The organism is Frigoriflavimonas asaccharolytica, from assembly GCF_013294015.1.
Taxonomy (GTDB): Bacteria; Bacteroidota; Bacteroidia; order Flavobacteriales; family Weeksellaceae; genus Frigoriflavimonas; species Frigoriflavimonas asaccharolytica.
In genome coordinates this window covers 1-16,794 of sequence record NZ_JABSNO010000003.1, presented here as the reverse complement: position 1 = coordinate 16,794, position 16,794 = coordinate 1, and the positions used below count along the sequence as shown (strand labels likewise).

16 protein-coding genes and 1 pseudogene are annotated in these 16,794 nt (G+C 32.0%); 4 read left to right on the top strand and 13 right to left on the bottom strand.

Features of this window, described 5'->3' with window-relative positions; translation table 11 throughout:
• Positions 1 to 12: 12 nt before the first annotated feature.
• A complete protein-coding gene (locus HNQ03_RS02485) occupies positions 13 to 570 on the top strand; it encodes a DUF4956 domain-containing protein (RefSeq protein WP_173778072.1) in 558 nt (185 codons plus the stop codon).
• Here the strand turns inward: HNQ03_RS02485 and HNQ03_RS02480 are convergent.
• The 6 genes from HNQ03_RS02480 to HNQ03_RS02455 all read right to left on the bottom strand — a co-directional run bounded on the left by HNQ03_RS02480 (position 567) and on the right by HNQ03_RS02455 (position 8,057).
• Positions 567 to 2,450 (bottom strand): PEP/pyruvate-binding domain-containing protein, encoded by a 1,884-nt coding sequence (locus HNQ03_RS02480; RefSeq protein ID WP_173778071.1) that lies wholly within the window; start codon positions 2,448 to 2,450, stop codon positions 567 to 569. The genes HNQ03_RS02485 and HNQ03_RS02480 overlap by 4 nt on opposite strands.
• Before the next feature lie 24 nt (positions 2,451 to 2,474).
• Positions 2,475 to 3,545: a DUF2891 domain-containing protein gene (locus HNQ03_RS02475; protein ID WP_173778070.1), complete on the bottom strand. Its 1,071-nt coding sequence runs from the start codon at positions 3,543 to 3,545 to the stop codon at positions 2,475 to 2,477.
• A gap of 62 nt (positions 3,546 to 3,607) precedes the next feature.
• On the bottom strand, positions 3,608 to 5,863 hold the full coding sequence (locus HNQ03_RS02470; RefSeq protein ID WP_173778069.1) for a reprolysin-like metallopeptidase: 2,256 nt from the start codon (positions 5,861 to 5,863) through the stop codon (positions 3,608 to 3,610).
• A 6-nt stretch (positions 5,864 to 5,869) separates the two neighbouring features.
• Entirely contained in the window at positions 5,870 to 6,367 is a 498-nt protein-coding gene (locus HNQ03_RS02465; RefSeq protein WP_173778068.1) for a hypothetical protein, read from the bottom strand.
• A gap of 134 nt (positions 6,368 to 6,501) precedes the next feature.
• A complete protein-coding gene (locus HNQ03_RS02460) occupies positions 6,502 to 6,906 on the bottom strand; it encodes a hypothetical protein (protein WP_173778067.1) in 405 nt (134 codons plus the stop codon).
• Positions 6,907 to 6,914: 8 nt separating this feature from the next.
• Positions 6,915 to 8,057, bottom strand: a complete 1,143-nt coding sequence (locus HNQ03_RS02455; RefSeq protein WP_173778066.1) for an acyl-CoA dehydrogenase family protein — start codon at positions 8,055 to 8,057, stop codon at positions 6,915 to 6,917.
• A 141-nt stretch (positions 8,058 to 8,198) separates the two neighbouring features.
• Between HNQ03_RS02455 and HNQ03_RS02450 the strand changes: the two genes are divergently transcribed.
• Positions 8,199 to 9,974, top strand: coding sequence for an AMP-dependent synthetase/ligase (locus HNQ03_RS02450; RefSeq protein WP_173778065.1), 1,776 nt, complete (start codon positions 8,199 to 8,201; stop codon positions 9,972 to 9,974).
• 185 nt (positions 9,975 to 10,159) lie between these two features.
• Here HNQ03_RS02450 and HNQ03_RS02445 read toward each other — a convergent pair whose 3' ends face one another.
• Positions 10,160 to 10,939 (bottom strand): zinc ribbon domain-containing protein, encoded by a 780-nt coding sequence (locus HNQ03_RS02445; protein WP_173778064.1) that lies wholly within the window; start codon positions 10,937 to 10,939, stop codon positions 10,160 to 10,162.
• Positions 10,940 to 10,942: 3 nt separating this feature from the next.
• Complete coding sequence (locus tag HNQ03_RS02440; RefSeq protein WP_173778063.1) at positions 10,943 to 12,040, bottom strand: Nif3-like dinuclear metal center hexameric protein; 1,098 nt, start codon at positions 12,038 to 12,040, stop codon at positions 10,943 to 10,945.
• Positions 12,041 to 12,187: 147 nt separating this feature from the next.
• Between HNQ03_RS02440 and HNQ03_RS02435 the strand changes: the two genes are divergently transcribed.
• Positions 12,188 to 13,024 carry an ion transporter gene (locus HNQ03_RS02435; RefSeq protein ID WP_173778062.1) on the top strand — a complete coding sequence of 279 codons (837 nt, stop codon included), beginning with the start codon at positions 12,188 to 12,190 and terminating at the stop codon, positions 13,022 to 13,024.
• Between the two features lie 36 nt (positions 13,025 to 13,060).
• On the opposite strand, the gene HNQ03_RS02430 is transcribed toward HNQ03_RS02435, so the two are convergent.
• The 5 genes from HNQ03_RS02430 to HNQ03_RS16050 all read right to left on the bottom strand — a co-directional run bounded on the left by HNQ03_RS02430 (position 13,061) and on the right by HNQ03_RS16050 (position 16,521).
• The gene (locus HNQ03_RS02430; RefSeq protein ID WP_173778061.1) at positions 13,061 to 13,432 is read right to left on the bottom strand and encodes a VOC family protein; all 372 of its coding nucleotides are present in this window, start codon (positions 13,430 to 13,432) and stop codon (positions 13,061 to 13,063) included.
• A gap of 52 nt (positions 13,433 to 13,484) precedes the next feature.
• Complete coding sequence (locus tag HNQ03_RS02425) at positions 13,485 to 14,846, bottom strand: M20/M25/M40 family metallo-hydrolase (protein ID WP_173778060.1); 1,362 nt, start codon at positions 14,844 to 14,846, stop codon at positions 13,485 to 13,487.
• A gap of 296 nt (positions 14,847 to 15,142) precedes the next feature.
• The gene (locus HNQ03_RS02420) at positions 15,143 to 15,601 is read right to left on the bottom strand and encodes an RES family NAD+ phosphorylase (RefSeq protein ID WP_173778059.1); all 459 of its coding nucleotides are present in this window, start codon (positions 15,599 to 15,601) and stop codon (positions 15,143 to 15,145) included.
• Entirely contained in the window at positions 15,601 to 16,107 is a 507-nt protein-coding gene (gene parS / locus HNQ03_RS02415) for a type II RES/Xre toxin-antitoxin system antitoxin (RefSeq protein WP_173778058.1), read from the bottom strand. Before parS ends, HNQ03_RS02420 begins: the two co-directional genes overlap by 1 nt.
• Positions 16,108 to 16,248: 141 nt before the next feature.
• Entirely contained in the window at positions 16,249 to 16,521 is a 273-nt protein-coding gene (locus tag HNQ03_RS16050) for a hypothetical protein (protein WP_194305146.1), read from the bottom strand.
• Between the two features lie 106 nt (positions 16,522 to 16,627).
• On the opposite strand from HNQ03_RS16050, the pseudogene HNQ03_RS02405 reads away from it, so the two are divergent.
• A pseudogene (locus HNQ03_RS02405) lies at positions 16,628 to 16,794 on the top strand (transposase); the annotation flags it as partial.

Genomic DNA, 16,794 nt, shown 5'->3' with positions numbered 1-16,794 from the left:
AAAATTGCGAATATGGAAACCTTCGAAATTGTTGAGCGCTTTATAATTTTATGTATTTCCATAGCAATTATTTATTTTTTTACGAATAGAAACAGAAAATTTCAATTGCATCCGCTTTTTAGTTTAATCAGTATTTGCACTTTTTTCATGTGCCTTATTTTCATGAAAGTAGAAGTTAGTATTGGGATAGGATTTGGGCTTTTTGCTATATTTTCAATTTTAAGATTTCGGACAGAGAGTTTTTCAATACAAACTATTACCTTCCTTTTTGTTTCTATTACGCTTTCTATGTTGGATGTTTTGCTTCCAATTTCAAACCTCGCGTTTCTATTAGGAATAAATTTAGTCATCGTTTCTGCCTATATTCTGTTGATATATTTAGAAAAAAAATCTCCTGCTATTTCTGAGAAAAATACGATGGAAATAATAGCAACTTTAGATTTTTTAAAATTAAATGATGGAGAGAAAAAAGAATTTTTAAAAGAAAACACCAATTTCGAAAAATTTAGTTTTCAAGTAAAATCTATCAATTTAATAGAAAATAGTCTTGTAATAAAAATGACCTTTTAGTCAATATATGCTCTCGCTTGTTTGATGTAAAGTGTTCGCTTGGTGCCCACAATTTTGAATTCAATATCTAAAGGCATTTTTTTGGTAGAGACTTTGTTTTTCTTCCAAATATTAAATAATTGCTGCTCTATTTTTGGCGATAATTTAAATAAACCTTCTATTTCGGCTAAACTTAACACTGGTTTTTTATCATTTAAATTTGAGGTTGATCGATAATCTACACTGATTTTATAATTATCAATATTAAAATTGTGCGCATAGAATTCATCACAAGTAACGCCATCATCTGGCATTACCACAGAGTTTTCTCCCTTTTGTACATTTACAGTAATTCCTTTATATTTTTCTCTATAAATATTTTTTGTAATCAAAACGCCATTTGCCAATTCATCTGGAAAAGACCTGTGAATTAAAATTCCCATTGCACCAGATAGCTGATCAATATTATAAATTTCTCGCTCTCGGAAAGCTCTTTCATTCCAAAAACTCGCCCAAACTTCTACAATCGCTTTTTCGATAGTTTTTTCCGAATCGCCTAAAGTTGCAGATTTAGAATCATACAAACCTGCACCATTAAAGCCATCCAAATCTTCCGAATTGGTGGAAGAACGGAATTTAAATTTTTTAAATTCACTTTGTGCATTAAGTTTCTCATATACCAAAGCCAAAAGTTCTGGATTTACTTTAAAAGATTTTATGGATTTTCGAAGTTCTTTTAATTTAATTTTAATCTGCTCAGAATTTTTTGGTAAGCTTAAAATCTCTGAAATTTTATTTTCTAATTGGTTATTTTTAATGTGCTCATCATAATAATAAAACGGTATTGCATAAGCATATTCTGGTGTTTTGAAAGATTTAAGATTTTTTTCAATAATTTTTAAATAAGCTAAATTTGAAGCTTTCGAACCGATAATGTTTTGTGGATTTGCAGGTAAATTTAGGTTTAAATCTAGGATATTTTTTACCGTTAAATTTTTTTGTAATATTATTTTCGCTTTCTTTTTATCGATGATCATTGGTTTGGTAGTTTCGGCAATTTTATAATCATTTTCAGAAACTGACATTTCTACATTTTTGCCCGCTAAATTTTTAAATTTTTTATTTTCAAATGCAGTTTTATCAACATACAAAGGTATTTTCCGGTTTTTGGCTAATAAAACTAAATGACTTAATGGTGTTTGAAACTCTGTAACCACAATCGCTTTCACATCAGGAATTATTTCTGGCGTTTTATTGATGATGATTATTTCATTTTCATTGGGATAGAAATCTGCTTTGTTTTTTAAATCATAAAACTTTAAAATTCCGATTGCACTACCCTTTTGTATAGATTGCTCTGTAAGATTTTGGAAAATAAAATCTGAAAATACTACAGGAATTTTAAAGGGTATTTTTTCGTTTTCGGCAATTAATCTTGGTGTATTCAAATAAAACTTCAATTTTTCGCCGAAGTACACATTTTTCTTTATTTCATTAAAAAAAAACTGAAGCATTTGCGAATTCATTTCGTCTGAAGCTGCCAATTCTACAGTCCAATCATCAGATTTCTCTATAAAATTAAGATTTGCCAGAAGATACGTTCGTTTGTTTGTGGCATTATAACTAACAGCATTAAAATTTTCATGAGCAGGATTGAATTTTAAAATCTGCTCGCAAAAATCTTTGTGATATGTAAATTTCACACTATTAAAAAAGTACAGTTTTTTTGCAGGAAAATCGTACACTATTTTCACAGACTTAATGTTGGTAAACTTATCTGTAAGTGGCTTTCCTGCAAGTTTGAGAAATTCTTCTTTATCTGAAATTGTATTTTGAAAATCTTTTTGAGCGCAAGAAATTGTAAATATGAATATTGATAATACGAATAAAAATTTTTTCATTTTTAAATTTGATATTTTATACTACTATTTCTGAGAAAGTGCGTACACGGCAAAACTTGCCAACCAATGATCTCCGCCATAATTGCCTTCGAAAACTAATGGTAATGCATTATTCAGAAAAATGTCTGCTGTTTTTTTCAACTCAATTTTCTTTGGATGATTATTGGGTAGAGCGTCAGAAATTCCCTTCATACACCAAGCTTTTGTGAAAGATAAACCAACCAAATGGACTGTTTGAAAATCATTAATATCGCTGATAATTGGTGTTTGAGAAATATTCTTAATGCTTCTTTCTTCGTAAAATTTATCAAACCAAGTTGCAAATTCTTTTTGAGGTAAAATACGGCGCATCAAATCTGCGATTTGCAGACTTGGTGAGAAGAAATCGCTGCCATCTGGTTCTAGAAATGCAGGTGTTTTTTCATCTTTTAAATAAAAATATTTGGACTTCTCTATCAGTTCATTTTCAAAAGTTTTGTCGTTGGTTGCTCTTGCCCAATCTATTGCAAAAGCCATAGCAAAAGCGGTATTTGGATGTACACCAGTTCTATTTGGATAAGTTTGTTTTGGAAGATATTCTTTCCACAATCTCAAAATTTCGTTGGTGAGTGGTTTCATATTTTGATGCCAAATTTTGGCTTGCGGATTGTCCCAAGTTGCCAATTCTTCATCTAATTTTAGAAGCCAAGCCCAACCGTAAGTTCTTTCAAAATTTTGTGCAATTTCATACTTGGTGAAGTAATTTGCTTCGGCATTCATTTTATCTGCTTGGAAAGTATTTTCTAAGATTTTAAATATTTCGGCAGCATTTTTAATATTTGGTTTTGCTTTTAAAATTTTTATTAGCATCCAATGTCCATGAACGGAAGAATGCCAATCAAAACAGCCAAAAAAAGCGGGATGCAATTGTGCAGGAGATAAAGCTGCTTCATTAGGATTATTAATAATGTGTGCTGTTTTATTCGGGTATTCTTGGGAAATACAGTGTATTGGTTTTTCAGCCAATTTGGAAGCAATTTCATCTGTGAGTTCTATTTTATTTTGTGAAAATAGGCTATGGCTTATTAATAAAGAAAATAAAAAAAAATATTTCATAGATAAGTTTTATAGACGAAGATAAAAAAAATCCTTTCAAAAAAATGAAAGGATTTAGAAATTTATTTAGCGATGATTAATTTTTTAGTAAAACTTCCCGTCTCATTTTCGAGTTGAATGATGTAAGTACCTATTGGATAAGCAGAAACATCTATTTTTTCCAAAATATTTCCTGCTGGTAGTAATTTAGTTGGCTTTATCAATTTACCATCCATTGCAAAAATTGTATAAGCTAAATCTTTGAAAACCTGCGCTTTAATATATACAAAACCATCATAAGAAGGAACAGGATATACTACAATATCTGTAGTAGTGAATGTTTCTTCTGGATCTATGATTGTTGAATTGATGCTGAAAGGTCTAATATTCACATTCAAAAATATATTATCTATAGCTTTTATCATTATTCTGGCATTATCTGTTTTACCTAAACCTTCTGGAACTGCAAAAGTGTACGTTCCATTATTAGGAGTAGAATCTTTTAAAACTATAGGAAACGTGACACCATTATCCGTAGAAAGAAGTATTGTAACATCTGTTGTACTTATTGGTGCAGCTGTGGTATTGGCAACATTCCAAGTGATTGTTGTAGGTTTTCCCAATTCCCAAACAGTATTTGCCACATTTTGAGAAGTAACGATAAATGGACCTGCTGCTGCAGTTACAATTACTTTTATATCATCGCGTTTGGTTTGTCCACCAAAAGGATTATTATCTCTTACTAAAACAGAAAAATTCAAGATTCTACTTACCGAAGAAAGTTTTTCCCACGCTCTAAAATCTGTGGTTGCAAGAATTGTAGGATCGTAACCTTGTACAATTGTAATTAATCTCGGAAAATATCTTGTGGAAGATGTGGAAGGATTTATTGATCTAAACATCGGACCTACAGCATTTGTTCCTCTTGGAGGCATTAATGCTACATCTTTATCCATTTGCTCAAAAGAATAAGTGATTGGATCTCCTTCGGGATCTACAGAAATACTTTTGAGAGCAAAAGGTGTATCTCTAGGTATTGTTTTGTCTTCACCTAGATTTGCAGTTGGCTCGTTGTTGCCAGTTGCGGTTTTTACGCCACAATTTCCACTTCCTGTAAGGATTGTGTACATTTCTCTAATGCTATTCGCATGGTAATAAGGATCACTATTTCCTTGCACATCTGGTGCACAAATACCTGCATATCCCATTATTGTGCTTGCACTTCCTGGTTCCATAGCATTGTTTGCACTTCTATTGCAGCTATTATTTTGCGTATGGTTTCCTCCCATTTGATGTCCCATTTCATGGGCTACATAATCTATCACAAATGGATCTCCAATTGGGCTTCCAGTTCCTGTTACACCACCAGCTTTTCCATTTCCACAAATAACGCCCAAACCTGCTAAACCACCTCCACCACCAGAATAAAAGATATGGCCAAGATCATAATTAGATGCACCAATAATTGCGTTGGTGACGGTAACGTTTTCGCCAAGCATTTGTCCGGTACTTGCCGCATCAAAAGTGTCTGTAGTTAGAAAAAACAATAAGTCTGTATTTGGTATTAGCACCATTCTTAAGGCAAGTTCATTCTCGAAAACTTGGTTTAGCCTTGCTACTGCAAGATTTACACCTGCTAAAACCGCTGCTTTTTTTTGCGCATCTGTACCTGTGCTAATTCCAGCTGCAGTAATCATAAAATCTGAATACTCTGTGGAAGTAGTAATTGCAAGACGGTAGGTTCTTTTTATACCATCTATCACTGTTTTTTGAGAATTATCTCCCGTAGAAATTTCTCTTTGCAATTTGTTTTCGTCTACTAAACATTGAAATTTACTAAGAGAAGTTGCATTGTTTCTATTATATAATATATAGGTGCTATTATCTTTGGTATATGTTTCTAAATAAAACATATCTGTTTCATTTTTAAAAGATGCGTTGAATCCAAAATAGGGATCTACAGCAAATGTAACTGTGGAAAGTGGGTTTTCAATATTCACCCCCATATAAGATTTAATATCTGAATATTTTTTCTGCAAATCCGGATGCATGGTTGAAGATTCAAAAACTTCATACGTAGCAAAACTCCCACTTTCTGTGGGAAATTTTACTAAAACTCCTTTTGCTCTTGGCAAAATATCTCTATCTGATGCTTTGGACAGTTGATTTTTTAGATTTTCTAAATTGAGATTAAAAAGTTCAAATTTTGAAACTATTGCACCTCTTTCATGCTTTTTTCCAATGTTTCTTTCATTAGCTTTTGTCCATTCATTTTGTTGGGCAAAGATGGGTACAGAAAAAAAGATTAGAAATGTAAAAATTAGTAGTTTTATTTTCATATTTTTTTATTTTAAATTCAATTTTATCTTTTTATAATTTTCAGCAACTTTAATTATCAATATTGGATTACTCCATTTGTTTTGATAATATTCTTGGTTTTCAATTTCTTTATAATTGATGTTAAGAATACCTTCCTTATTCTCTATGCTGAGTATTTCTAAATCGCCATATTTTTCTTTAGATAATAAAGGCTTTATTACGATTAATTTTTCTCCACTTTGCAAACTAGTAATTGGAAATGATCTTGCGTATTTACCATTTTCTAAACGTTGATATAAATTTAAAGTCTCTTGAAAATCATTTAAAACAGTAATTTCTTTTAAATTTATGTTCAAATTTAATCTTCGGATTTCCTCAAAATTTACTTTTTCCAAATCATTTACATTTTGCGCATTCAATTTTAAATTCTCATTTACGACAATATTTCTCTGTGAATTACAAGAAAAAAACATCACTAATACAACAATTTGGAAACATTTTGAAAGTTTACTTAAAAACATCATATTACAAATATAGTTTTTTCTAACGGAATTTTGAGGTTTCTATAATATTGCTTGATAATTTGCTTCTAATATTTTACTTTATTAAAAATTAATCATAAAAAAATCCTTTCAAGAATTTTGAAAGGATTTATTATTTATTTAATGGCATTTATTTTATCTACAATATAGACCGTATTTCCTCGCCAAGGAAGCGTGTTGTGATATTCTTTGTAGTGCAACTCGAAGTATTTCCCGCTATTACTTTCCATTTGTTTAAAAATAGCTTCATTTTCCATAGAAAATTCAAATTCATAACTGGTTAAATTTCCGGTCGTTTTGTTGCCACCGAAACCTTCTTGGATTATTTTACCTTCGTATGTTTTAAAAAGATTTCCTTTGTACACAGCATAATTCAGCGTTCCACTTTTCACACCCTCTCCAAAAACGTAAAAATAATTGTACCAAACCATCCCGCTGATAATAAGGCCAACGAAAAGCAACCCAATAATTAAAAACTTCTTGAATGGACTTTTCCTATCTGGATTTGTATAATCTGCCATTTTTAAAATTATTTATTCGTAATACTTCGGGAAATCACAATTTTCTGAATTTCGGATGTTCCTTCGTAAATTTGTGTAATTTTTGCATCACGCATCATTCTTTCTACATGGTATTCTTTTACGTAACCGTATCCACCGTGTATTTGCACTGCTTCAATCGTGGTATCCATCGCAACTTGTGAGGAATATAATTTTGCCATCGCGCCACTTTCTGAAATATCTTTACCTTCATCTTTCTCTACTGCTGCTTTATAGCAAAGCAATCTTGCTGCCATAATATTTACATGCATATCTGCCAATTTGAAGGCGATAGCTTGATGGTGGATAATTTCTTTTTTGAAAGCTTTTCTCACTTGTGCATATTTCAAAGCCAATTCATAAGCTCCAGAAGCAATACCCAAAGCTTGAGAAGCAATACCAATTCTACCTCCGTTCAAGACTGCCATAGCAAAACTAAATCCGAAACCATCTTCGCCAATTCTATTTTCCTTTGGTACTTTCACATCCGTAAATAATAAGGAATGAGTATCACTACCTCTTATTCCAAGTTTATCTTCTTTTGGCCCAATCTCAAAACCATCCCAATCTCTTTCCACGATAAAGGCATTAATTCCTTTATGCTTTTTTTCTACATCCGTTTGAGCAATTACTACATAATATTTTGCAGTTCCACCATTGGTAATCCAGTTTTTAGTACCATTTAACATGTAATGGTCTCCCATATCTACTGCAGTAGTACTTTGAGAAGTAGCATCAGATCCAGCTTCTGGTTCAGAAAGTGCAAATGCGCCAATGGCTTCTCCAGTTGCTAAAGGAACTAAATATTTTTGCTTTTGCTCTTCATTACAAAATTTTTCAATACCTGCACAAACTAAGGAGTTATTTACAGACATTACTACGGCAGCAGAAGCATCAACCTTTGATATTTCTTCTATTGCTAAAACGTATGCAATACTATCCATACCAGCTCCACCATATTTCGGATCTACCATCATCCCCATAAATCCCATTTCTCCCATTTTCTTCACTTGCTCGGTAGGAAATTTTTGATGGGTATCTCTTTCTATCACGCCTGGTAAAAGTTCATTTTGTGCGAAATCTCTTGCAGCTTGTTGTATCATTAGCTGCTCTTCAGATAAATTAAAATTCATAAAATACTTTTTAGATAATTTTTCAATGTTTGTAAATTTACGATTTTTAATAAAACTAAAAAAGAACTTTGTAGCTATTTAAAAATAATTTACTATTTTTACCTAAACCTTAAAAAAAATTTACCTTAAACAATACAATATATGGCAATTAGAAGAATATTTGATTTTGCGCATCAAGCACACGCAGAATTTCCTAAGCAAGATATGTTTGTAACCAAATATGAAGGAGAATGGAAAAAAACATCCTCTCTAGAATTTATAAATCTTGCCAACAAAGTTTCTGGAGGATTGCTAAAATTGGGTACAAAACCAGGTGATAAAATAGCATTAATAACCTCTGCTACACGCACAGAATGGGCTGTAATGGATCTTGCAATTCTACAAATAGGTGCAGTTTCCGTGCCCGTTTATCCAACGATTTCTTCCGACGATTTTCAATATATTTTTAATGATGCAGAAGTAAATTTTTGTTTCGTATCTGATAAGGAAATTTTAGATAAAGTAAAAAAAATAAAAAAAGAAGTTCCCACTTTGCAAGGCGTTTTTTCTTTTGATGACATTCCTGGTGAACCAAATTGGAAAGAAGTTTTGGATCTTGGAGATGATGACAGCACAGAGATTGAAGATATTGCTAAAACCATAAATCCTGAAGATCTTGCCACAATCATCTATACATCCGGAACTACAGGAAAACCGAAAGGAGTAATGATTTCTCACACCAATATTGTCTCCAATGTTTTGGCTTCTAATAAAAGAATTCCACGCAGAAAAGGATTAGAGGATTTTGATGCTCGTATTTTGAGTTTTCTGCCAATATGCCATATTTTTGAAAGAATGCTTTTTTACCTTTATCAAAATAACGGATTTTCGCTGCATTTTGCAGAAAGCATAGATAAAATGGGTGAAAACATTAAAGAAGTTAAACCTCATTACATGTCTGTTGTTCCACGTTTGATAGAGAAAGTTTATGATAAAATATATGATAAAGGAACAAGTGCAGGTGGACTTAAATCTAAAATTTTCCTTTGGGCATTGGGCGTAAATAAAGCAAAACAAAATATCGGGAGACCATCTGGGTTGAAAGAAATAATTGCAGATAAATTAGTTTTTAAAAAGTGGAGAGAAGGTCTCGGTGGTGAAGTTGTAACTTTAATTTGCGGATCTGCAGCTTTAGCTCCAAGGTTGAATAAAATGTTTCAAAATGCTGGAATCATGGTGTTAGAAGGCTATGGTTTGACAGAAACTTCGCCAGTAATTTCTGTAAATTCTGCGGAGAAATTGAGAGTGGGAAGTGTTGGTCATCCATTGGATAATTTAGAAGTAAAAATTCAAGCAGATGGAGAAATAACCGTGAAAGGACCATCCGTTTTTAAAGGTTACTACAAAAATGAAGAGCAAACAAAATCTGTTTTCACTGCAGACGGATTTTTCATGACGGGTGATATTGGCCATATTGATGAAGATGGGTATTTACACATCACTGATAGAAAAAAAGAAATGTTCAAAACTTCTGGTGGAAAATACATAGCACCGCAAGTAATTGAAAATCAAGCAAAAGCATCAAAATTCATAGAACAAATAATGGTAGTTGGAGAAGGCGAAAAAATGCCTTGTGCGATAGTGCAACCAGATTTCAACCATGCAAAAGCTTGGGCAGAAAGGAAAGGTTTGAATCTAGGTGCTGATCCAAAAAAGCTATCTGAAAGCAAGGAATTAAAAGCAAGAATAGAAAAAGAAATAGACTATTTAAATACGAAACTTGGTAATTGGGAACAAATAAAGCTAATAGAATTGGCGCCAGAAGTTTGGGGAGTAGAAAATGGTTTGCTCACACCAACCTTGAAAATGAAAAGAAAAATCATCAAGGAACATTATAAAGATTTGTACGAAAAAATGTACGGCAAGAAAGATAATTAATAAATAAATCGCTTTGTAAAATTTACAAGGCGGTTTTTTTTTGTTTTAATAATATTAACGCTGAACTCAAAACGTCATTTTAATGAATTAATAATCAGCGTAGAATTTGGCGAAAAAAAATACTAATAAAAAATACCGGTATGTGAATTCACAAACCGGTATTTTTTTATTTAAAAAAATAAGTATTAAAACTTAATTACACTTTTCATTTTTTCGTTTTCTTCATTTACCAATTCTTCATCTACCAAAATTTTTCCAGAATGCTCATCGATGATGATTTTCTTTCTTTGGGCAATTTCCATTTGCTTTTGTGGTGGAACAGTAAAGAAAGAACCCTTTGGTGCTCCTCTTTCTAAACCTACAACTGCCAAACCATTTCTACAATTCTCACGAATTCTTTTATAAGATTTTAGCAATCTCTCGTCAATTTTTGTAGAGAAATCTTCAGATTTTTTCAGCAAATAATCTTCTTCTTTTTGAGTTTCAGATACAAGATCTTCTAACTCAATTTTCTTGAATTTTTCGTGCTCTTTCAAACTTGAAATTTTACCGTTCAATTCGTCCAAAGCTTCTTGCTTGTGTACGATTTTTACGTCAAATTCGTTGATTCTTTTCTCTGCAAGTTGTATTTCTAGGTCTTGAAATTCTATTTCTTTATCAAGAGCTTCAAATTCTTTATTATTTCTTACGCTGTCTTGCTGAGATTTATATTTTTCTATCAAAGATTTTGCATGATTGATGATCTCCTTTTTAGTATTGATTTCATCTGTTTGCTCTTTAATTTCTTCGGTAGATTTTTCTGCTCTTTTTGCTAATCCTTCAATTTCTATTTCTAGATCTTCTACTTCAATAGGCAATTCACCACGTGTGTTGCGGATTTCGTCTAGTCTAGAATCGATGATTTGCAAATCGTATAATGCTCTTAATTTTTCTTCTACAGAAATTTCGTTTATTTTTTTAGCCATATCTTAAATGAAATAATTTACTGGGTTGGTTTTCTCAACAGATTTTGAGATTGCAAATTTAGGTAATTTTTCCGACAATATATCAAATATTTGCTGAACTACAAATTGTTCTGATTCAAAATGACCAATATCGCATAATAGAATATTATTTTCCGCTTGAAAAAAATCGTGATATTTTAAATCTCCCGTTAAATATACATCACAATTTGCTCTTTTTGCTGCAAAAATTCCAGAAGCTCCACTTCCACCCAAAACTCCTACTCGCTTTATTTTTTTATTGCTGAAATTAGAATGTCGGATTATTATTAAATTAAATTGATCTCTCACAAAAGCAAGAAATTCGCGCTCTTCCATTTCATTTTCTAAATCTCCAAATCTCCCCAAACCAGCATGTTGATTTTCATTTAATAAAGAATGAATTTGATATGCTACCTCTTCATAAGGATGCGCAGATTTCATGGCTGAAAGGATTTTATTGAGTTTGAATTTCTCGAAAATCACAGAAATTTGTGCCTCTTTGGCATTTTCTCTCACATTCAAACTTCCAGCATAAGGTTGCGCATTTTCCAAAGGGCGAAAAGTTCCCTCTCCAGAAATTTCAAAACTGCATTCGTCATAATTTCCAATATTTCCTGCACCAGCTTCAAATAATTTATTTTTTAATTCTATGGCATTTTCTTGCGGCACATACACAGTAAGTTGCAAAAGATGATTTTCTTTTGGCATTAAAATTTGTTGATTCATCAAACCAAGCTTCTCGCAAATACCAAAATTTACGCCCAAATTATCATTATCAAAAGCAGTATGAATTGCATAGATTGCAATCTTATTTTCTACGGCTTTCAAAACGGTTTTTTCTACATAATTTTTACCAGTAATAGATTTTAAGCCTGAAAAAATGATTGGATGAAAACATACAATGAGATTACAATTTTTCTCAATTGCTTCATCTACAACATTTTCCAATGCATCATGTGATACTAAAATTCCAGAAATATTTCTTTCTAAATTTCCATAGAGCAAACCTACGTTATCATATTCTTCGGCCAAAGGCATGCTAAATACGGATTCTATATTTCGGATAATTTCATTTAGTTTCATAAGTACATATTTATTTTATAAAAAAATTTATGGTATCGCTATATTTTTACTAGAACATATTCATCAAGATAATTAATGGCGATTTCATTCTAAAAAATTTTAGGCAAATTACAAAATTTTACCTACATTAGAACTTTATATAAATGTATGGCTCTTCAAAAAGAACATAATCTCGTACCAGAAAAAGGTTGGAAACGCCGCGTGTTTCTTATCATCTATTACTCCAACACCAAAGCAGGCAAACTGTTTGATGTTTTGTTGATATTGATGATTCTCACGAGTACTATTGTCATCATGCTAGAAAGTATGTCTGCCGTAGACATCAAATTTCACGAATTTTTTGTGTGGACGGAATGGACAATCACCGCATTTTTTACTGTGGAATATATTTTGAGAATTTTGGTGGTGAAAAACAAAAAACAATACATTTTCAGTTTTATGGGAATTATTGATTTGCTTTCTATTTTGCCTTTATATTTGAGTTTATTTTTTCATTTTACAAAATTTTTAAGCATCATCCGATTGTTAAGAATATTGAGGGTTTTCCGTATTCTAAACCTTTTAGATTATATGAATGATGGACAATACATCATGAAAGCGCTGAAAAGCAGCTCTCGAAAAATTTATATTTTCTTGTTATTTATCTGTATTTTGGTAACCATCATTGGATCTATGATGTTTGTGATTGAGGAAGGAAACAATGGCTTTACCAATATTCCGACAAGTATTTATTGGGCGGTAGTAACAGTTACAACCGTTGGCTATGGAGATATTGCGCCAATGACGGCACTTGGGAAATTTCTATCGGTGATATTGATGCTATGTGGTTACAGCATCATCGCAGTTCCTACTGGAATTATGACGGCAGAAATGCAGAAAAAAGTATCCGGGGAAAGAGAATGCAAAAGATGTGGAACTGGCGATATAAGCAATGATGCGCGCTATTGCAGAAAATGTGGCGAAAGATTACCAAACGTAATTTAGATACTATTTTGTGAAATATCTGAAATTTACCAATTTCTATCTATGTTGATCTATCAAAATTTGGTTTCCATCTGGATCTACTAAAGTAATATGAGCCGGACCAGAAGTAGTTTCGTCTGCTTCCGTAGTTAAATGTATTCCTAAACTTTTCAAATGATTTTGTATAATTCTTACATCGTCAAATTCTTCTACGTTTTGGGCATTTCCGTCCCAACCAGGATTAAAAGTGATGATATTTTCTGTGAACATTCCTTGAAAAAGACCAATCACGGCGTTTTCATTTTTAAGAACGATCCAGTTTTGCTCGATATTTCCACCTTTATATTTGAAGCCTAAATTTTCATAGAATTCTTTGGATTTGTAGATGTCTTTCACAGCAAGACTTATTGAGAATGCGCCTAACTTCATGGGTTTTATTTTTAAAAATTAATTATTTTCTATTAAAATTTTCTACTGCAATTTACCAATTTTTATCAATCAAATATATTAATTGCGTCACAACGGTAGCTCCCAAAAGCAATTCTCTTCTATTCACTTTTTCAAAAGTATCTTCTTCGGTATGATGAATGTCAAAATATCTTTGAGAATCTGGTATCAATTCTGCCAATGCAACACCTTGATCTTCCATTGGTTCTATATCTGTACCAGCATATTGCGCATTAAAATTGGTAACACCATAAGGAACAAAAAGCGATGACCAAGATTGAATTTCTTTTCGTTTTTCTGGCGACATTACCAAACCAAAACCTCTTGGCGTAAAACCACCACCATCACTTTCTATGGCGAAAATATGCTTCTCATTTTTCAGTTTAATATTTTCTGCATATTTCTCTCCGCCTTTCACGCCATTTTCTTCATTAGCAAAACAAACCACTCTAATCGTATGATTATTCTGAATATTTAATTTTTTAAAAGTTCGCAAAACTTCAATACTTTGCACAATTCCGGCACCATCATCTTGTGCACCTTCACCAACATCCCAAGAATCTAAATGACCACCAACTACAATTACGCTCTGATCATTTTTTCCTGTCAATTCGCCAATTACAGAATGTGCCATTTGTTCGCCTTTCATCGTACAATTGGAATTTAATTTTGCAACAACTTTTTGATTTTTCAAAATATTTTCTAGCTCGTCTGCACTTTTTGGTCCTATCGCAACTGCTGGTATTTTTGTAGTATCATCTGCTTCATAACGCATCATTCCGGTATGCGGAACATCATCAAAAGCAGAAGAAAGCGAGCGAATAATCACAGCTTTTGCACCTTTTTTCCCAGCCCAAGATGCGGAAGATCTGCGATAAATTCCTGCATCTCCATAAGCTTGACCTGTTGTTATAAATTTTTGATTGAAGGCATAATTAAAGAAAACAATCTTGCCTTTCACTTGCTCTTCAGAAAGCGCATCGAATTCATTTTTATTTTTAACAAAAATTATTTCCGCTTCTATATTTTTACCTTTTGTACCTTCGGAATTGCCCAAAGAAAGCATTTTTATCGATTTATATTTGCCATTTCCAATTTTTATCTGAAGAGATTCTTTCCCTCTTTCCCAAACTGGCACCATTACATCTTCATACCAAACTTTGTCTGCACCAGCAGCTTTTAATTTATCAAAAGCCCATTTTTCAGCTTTTGTATACGCTGCAGAACCACTTAATCTATGCCCGATTCCTTTTGTTAATTCTCGCAAATCTTCATAAGCTTTACCTTCGCTTAAAATTTGATCTGAAATTTTGCTGAATTGTAAAGAATCAGTTTTCACTTGGCTAAAAAAAATTCCGCCCAAAAATAGCGGAAGAAATAGGATAATTTTTTTCATGAAATAATAATTGGATGCTAAATGTACAAATAAATTTGCTGTATTTTAATTTAATAATTTTTGTTTAGTACGTCGGAAAAATTTTAAACCACAAAAGGAACAAAAGTATTCTGCAAAATTTGAGCTGATCAAAAGTTAAAATAAGCAAAATGCATTTGCAATTGATTATTTTTATTTTTATTTTAAAAATTCTTACACAACTGCTTTTGTGGGTTTTCGTTTTGGAAAAAAACAAGTAGTGGTTAATTTTTTACATTTTATTTTTTTTCATTTACTGAATAATTTCAGTGAAAATCTTAGACAAACATCCTTCTATCAAAAGGAAAATTTGAAATTTCTACAATTTTTATTTTTTTAAATTGCTTGTGATAAGGATTAATTAAATAATTAAAATCTCCTTTTACTACAGCAGAAGGAACCTTTAATACGCAAAAATCCATTTCATCTATAAACTGATCACCCAATTTTTGAGAACTGCTGTTTGGTGGATGATTGTTCCAATCTATTGGTAAATTTTTCTCATCTAGAATATCAATATTAACTTCTTTTGGAACATCAATTTCTAGCATCATAAAATCTTTCGGTAAAGTACCAATTGTAAGATGTACCACAACCTCGGCCATTTCTAAAGCTCGGCTTTCTGCAGTATAAATCATTTCTGTGCCCTTAGAATTCCAGCGGTTTCCAAATTTTGCAGCACCTTTTCCACTCAATTCTTCGGCGTATTTTTTCTTGGATAATCTAAAAACTTTCATCAAACAAAAATCCCATGTTCAATTCTATTCAATTCTGCCATCACCAATTCTTTTCCGTAAGAATCTTTCAAAAGCTCTGCAGGTTTTAAATTTCCTAAAGCAAAACATGGCGTATTGAGCCATAAATAAAACTGCGCTGTAGAATCAAAAACCGTGTTGCCAAACTGCGTAACTTCTGCCAATTCCATTATTTTTTCTGTATGGATAGGTTTGAAAACAAAATCCGGATCTTTGCGATTTCTTTGCAAAGTTTTGGTAGAAAGATTGAGGTATTCTGCCCAATCTTCTTCAGAAAATGGCGTAATTTCTTTGATATCATTAAATAATTGATAAGGCAAACCCGCTCTAATTAATTGAATTACGAGCATTTTATCTCCGAAGAAATCTGCATTAGAAATTTCTTCTTTTAAATTGGAATTAGATGAAGGATTTACGGTTTTCGCGTATACCGTCATTGCTTCGTTTACGAGAAGAAAATTTGATTCTTGTATATAATTCGGATCCATAGCTTATACATTTGACCTCAATTATACGACATTTGTCTTTTAGATACAAATATCAATAATAAATAATTGTAAATAAAAGTTTTGAATTGTAGATTTTCTATATGATTTGAATAATATTGTAAACTAGGCTACTAAAATTATTTATCCTATTATCAAAACTGGAAATGCGGTTGCCTTAACTATATATGCGGGTGGCTTAACTGGAAATGTGAATGGATTAACTGGAAATGTGAATGGCTTAACTGGAAATGTGAATGGCTTACTGTAAAGCCGCTGCGCAAAATCTCCCCATTTCGAGCCACAAATACTTTGATAAAGATAAATTTTTCTTGTGAAAACATCTACCCAACCAACTTTAGTAATGGTTAAATAATACGGCGTATCTATCTCTGTTGCTTTGTAAGATGTAGACATTTTTTATTTAAAGAAATAAAGAATTTTGAAATAAATTGAGATTATTCTTGGAATTCAGATTCGTTTACAAAAGTTCACGGATTGGAAATCCGCGAAATCGGAGCAAATGCAGTTGGGAATGATAGCGATTTTGCATACTTGGGGACAAAATCTGAGTATTCATCCGCATTTGCATTGTATTGTTCCAGGTGGTGGAATTGATGAAAACGGGAAATGGAAAAAGAAAGTAAGAACCGATAAATATTTGTTTTCTGTAAAAGCTTTGAGCAAAGT

Excerpts from the sequence above, each read along its gene's own strand:
- HNQ03_RS02440 (WP_173778063.1), bottom strand. The coding sequence starts at position 12,040 with ATGAAACTAAATGAAATTATCCGAAATATAGAATCCGTATTTAGCATG.
- HNQ03_RS02420 (WP_173778059.1), bottom strand. The coding sequence starts at position 15,601 with ATGAAAGTTTTTAGATTATCCAAGAAAAAATACGCCGAAGAATTGAGT.
- HNQ03_RS02475 (WP_173778070.1), bottom strand. The coding sequence starts at position 3,545 with ATGAAATATTTTTTTTTATTTTCTTTATTAATAAGCCATAGCCTATTT.
- HNQ03_RS02445 (WP_173778064.1), bottom strand. The coding sequence starts at position 10,939 with ATGGCTAAAAAAATAAACGAAATTTCTGTAGAAGAAAAATTAAGAGCA.
- HNQ03_RS16050 (WP_194305146.1), bottom strand. The coding sequence starts at position 16,521 with ATGTCTACATCTTACAAAGCAACAGAGATAGATACGCCGTATTATTTA.
- HNQ03_RS02435 (WP_173778062.1), top strand. The coding sequence starts at position 12,188 with ATGGCTCTTCAAAAAGAACATAATCTCGTACCAGAAAAAGGTTGGAAA.
- parS (WP_173778058.1), bottom strand. The coding sequence starts at position 16,107 with ATGGATCCGAATTATATACAAGAATCAAATTTTCTTCTCGTAAACGAA.
- HNQ03_RS02425 (WP_173778060.1), bottom strand. The coding sequence starts at position 14,846 with ATGAAAAAAATTATCCTATTTCTTCCGCTATTTTTGGGCGGAATTTTT.
- HNQ03_RS02465 (WP_173778068.1), bottom strand. The coding sequence starts at position 6,367 with ATGATGTTTTTAAGTAAACTTTCAAAATGTTTCCAAATTGTTGTATTA.
- HNQ03_RS02480 (WP_173778071.1), bottom strand. The coding sequence starts at position 2,450 with ATGAAAAAATTTTTATTCGTATTATCAATATTCATATTTACAATTTCT.
- HNQ03_RS02460 (WP_173778067.1), bottom strand. The coding sequence starts at position 6,906 with ATGGCAGATTATACAAATCCAGATAGGAAAAGTCCATTCAAGAAGTTT.
- HNQ03_RS02450 (WP_173778065.1), top strand. The coding sequence starts at position 8,199 with ATGGCAATTAGAAGAATATTTGATTTTGCGCATCAAGCACACGCAGAA.
- HNQ03_RS02470 (WP_173778069.1), bottom strand. The coding sequence starts at position 5,863 with ATGAAAATAAAACTACTAATTTTTACATTTCTAATCTTTTTTTCTGTA.
- HNQ03_RS02430 (WP_173778061.1), bottom strand. The coding sequence starts at position 13,432 with ATGAAGTTAGGCGCATTCTCAATAAGTCTTGCTGTGAAAGACATCTAC.
- HNQ03_RS02455 (WP_173778066.1), bottom strand. The coding sequence starts at position 8,057 with ATGAATTTTAATTTATCTGAAGAGCAGCTAATGATACAACAAGCTGCA.
- HNQ03_RS02485 (WP_173778072.1), top strand. The coding sequence starts at position 13 with ATGGAAACCTTCGAAATTGTTGAGCGCTTTATAATTTTATGTATTTCC.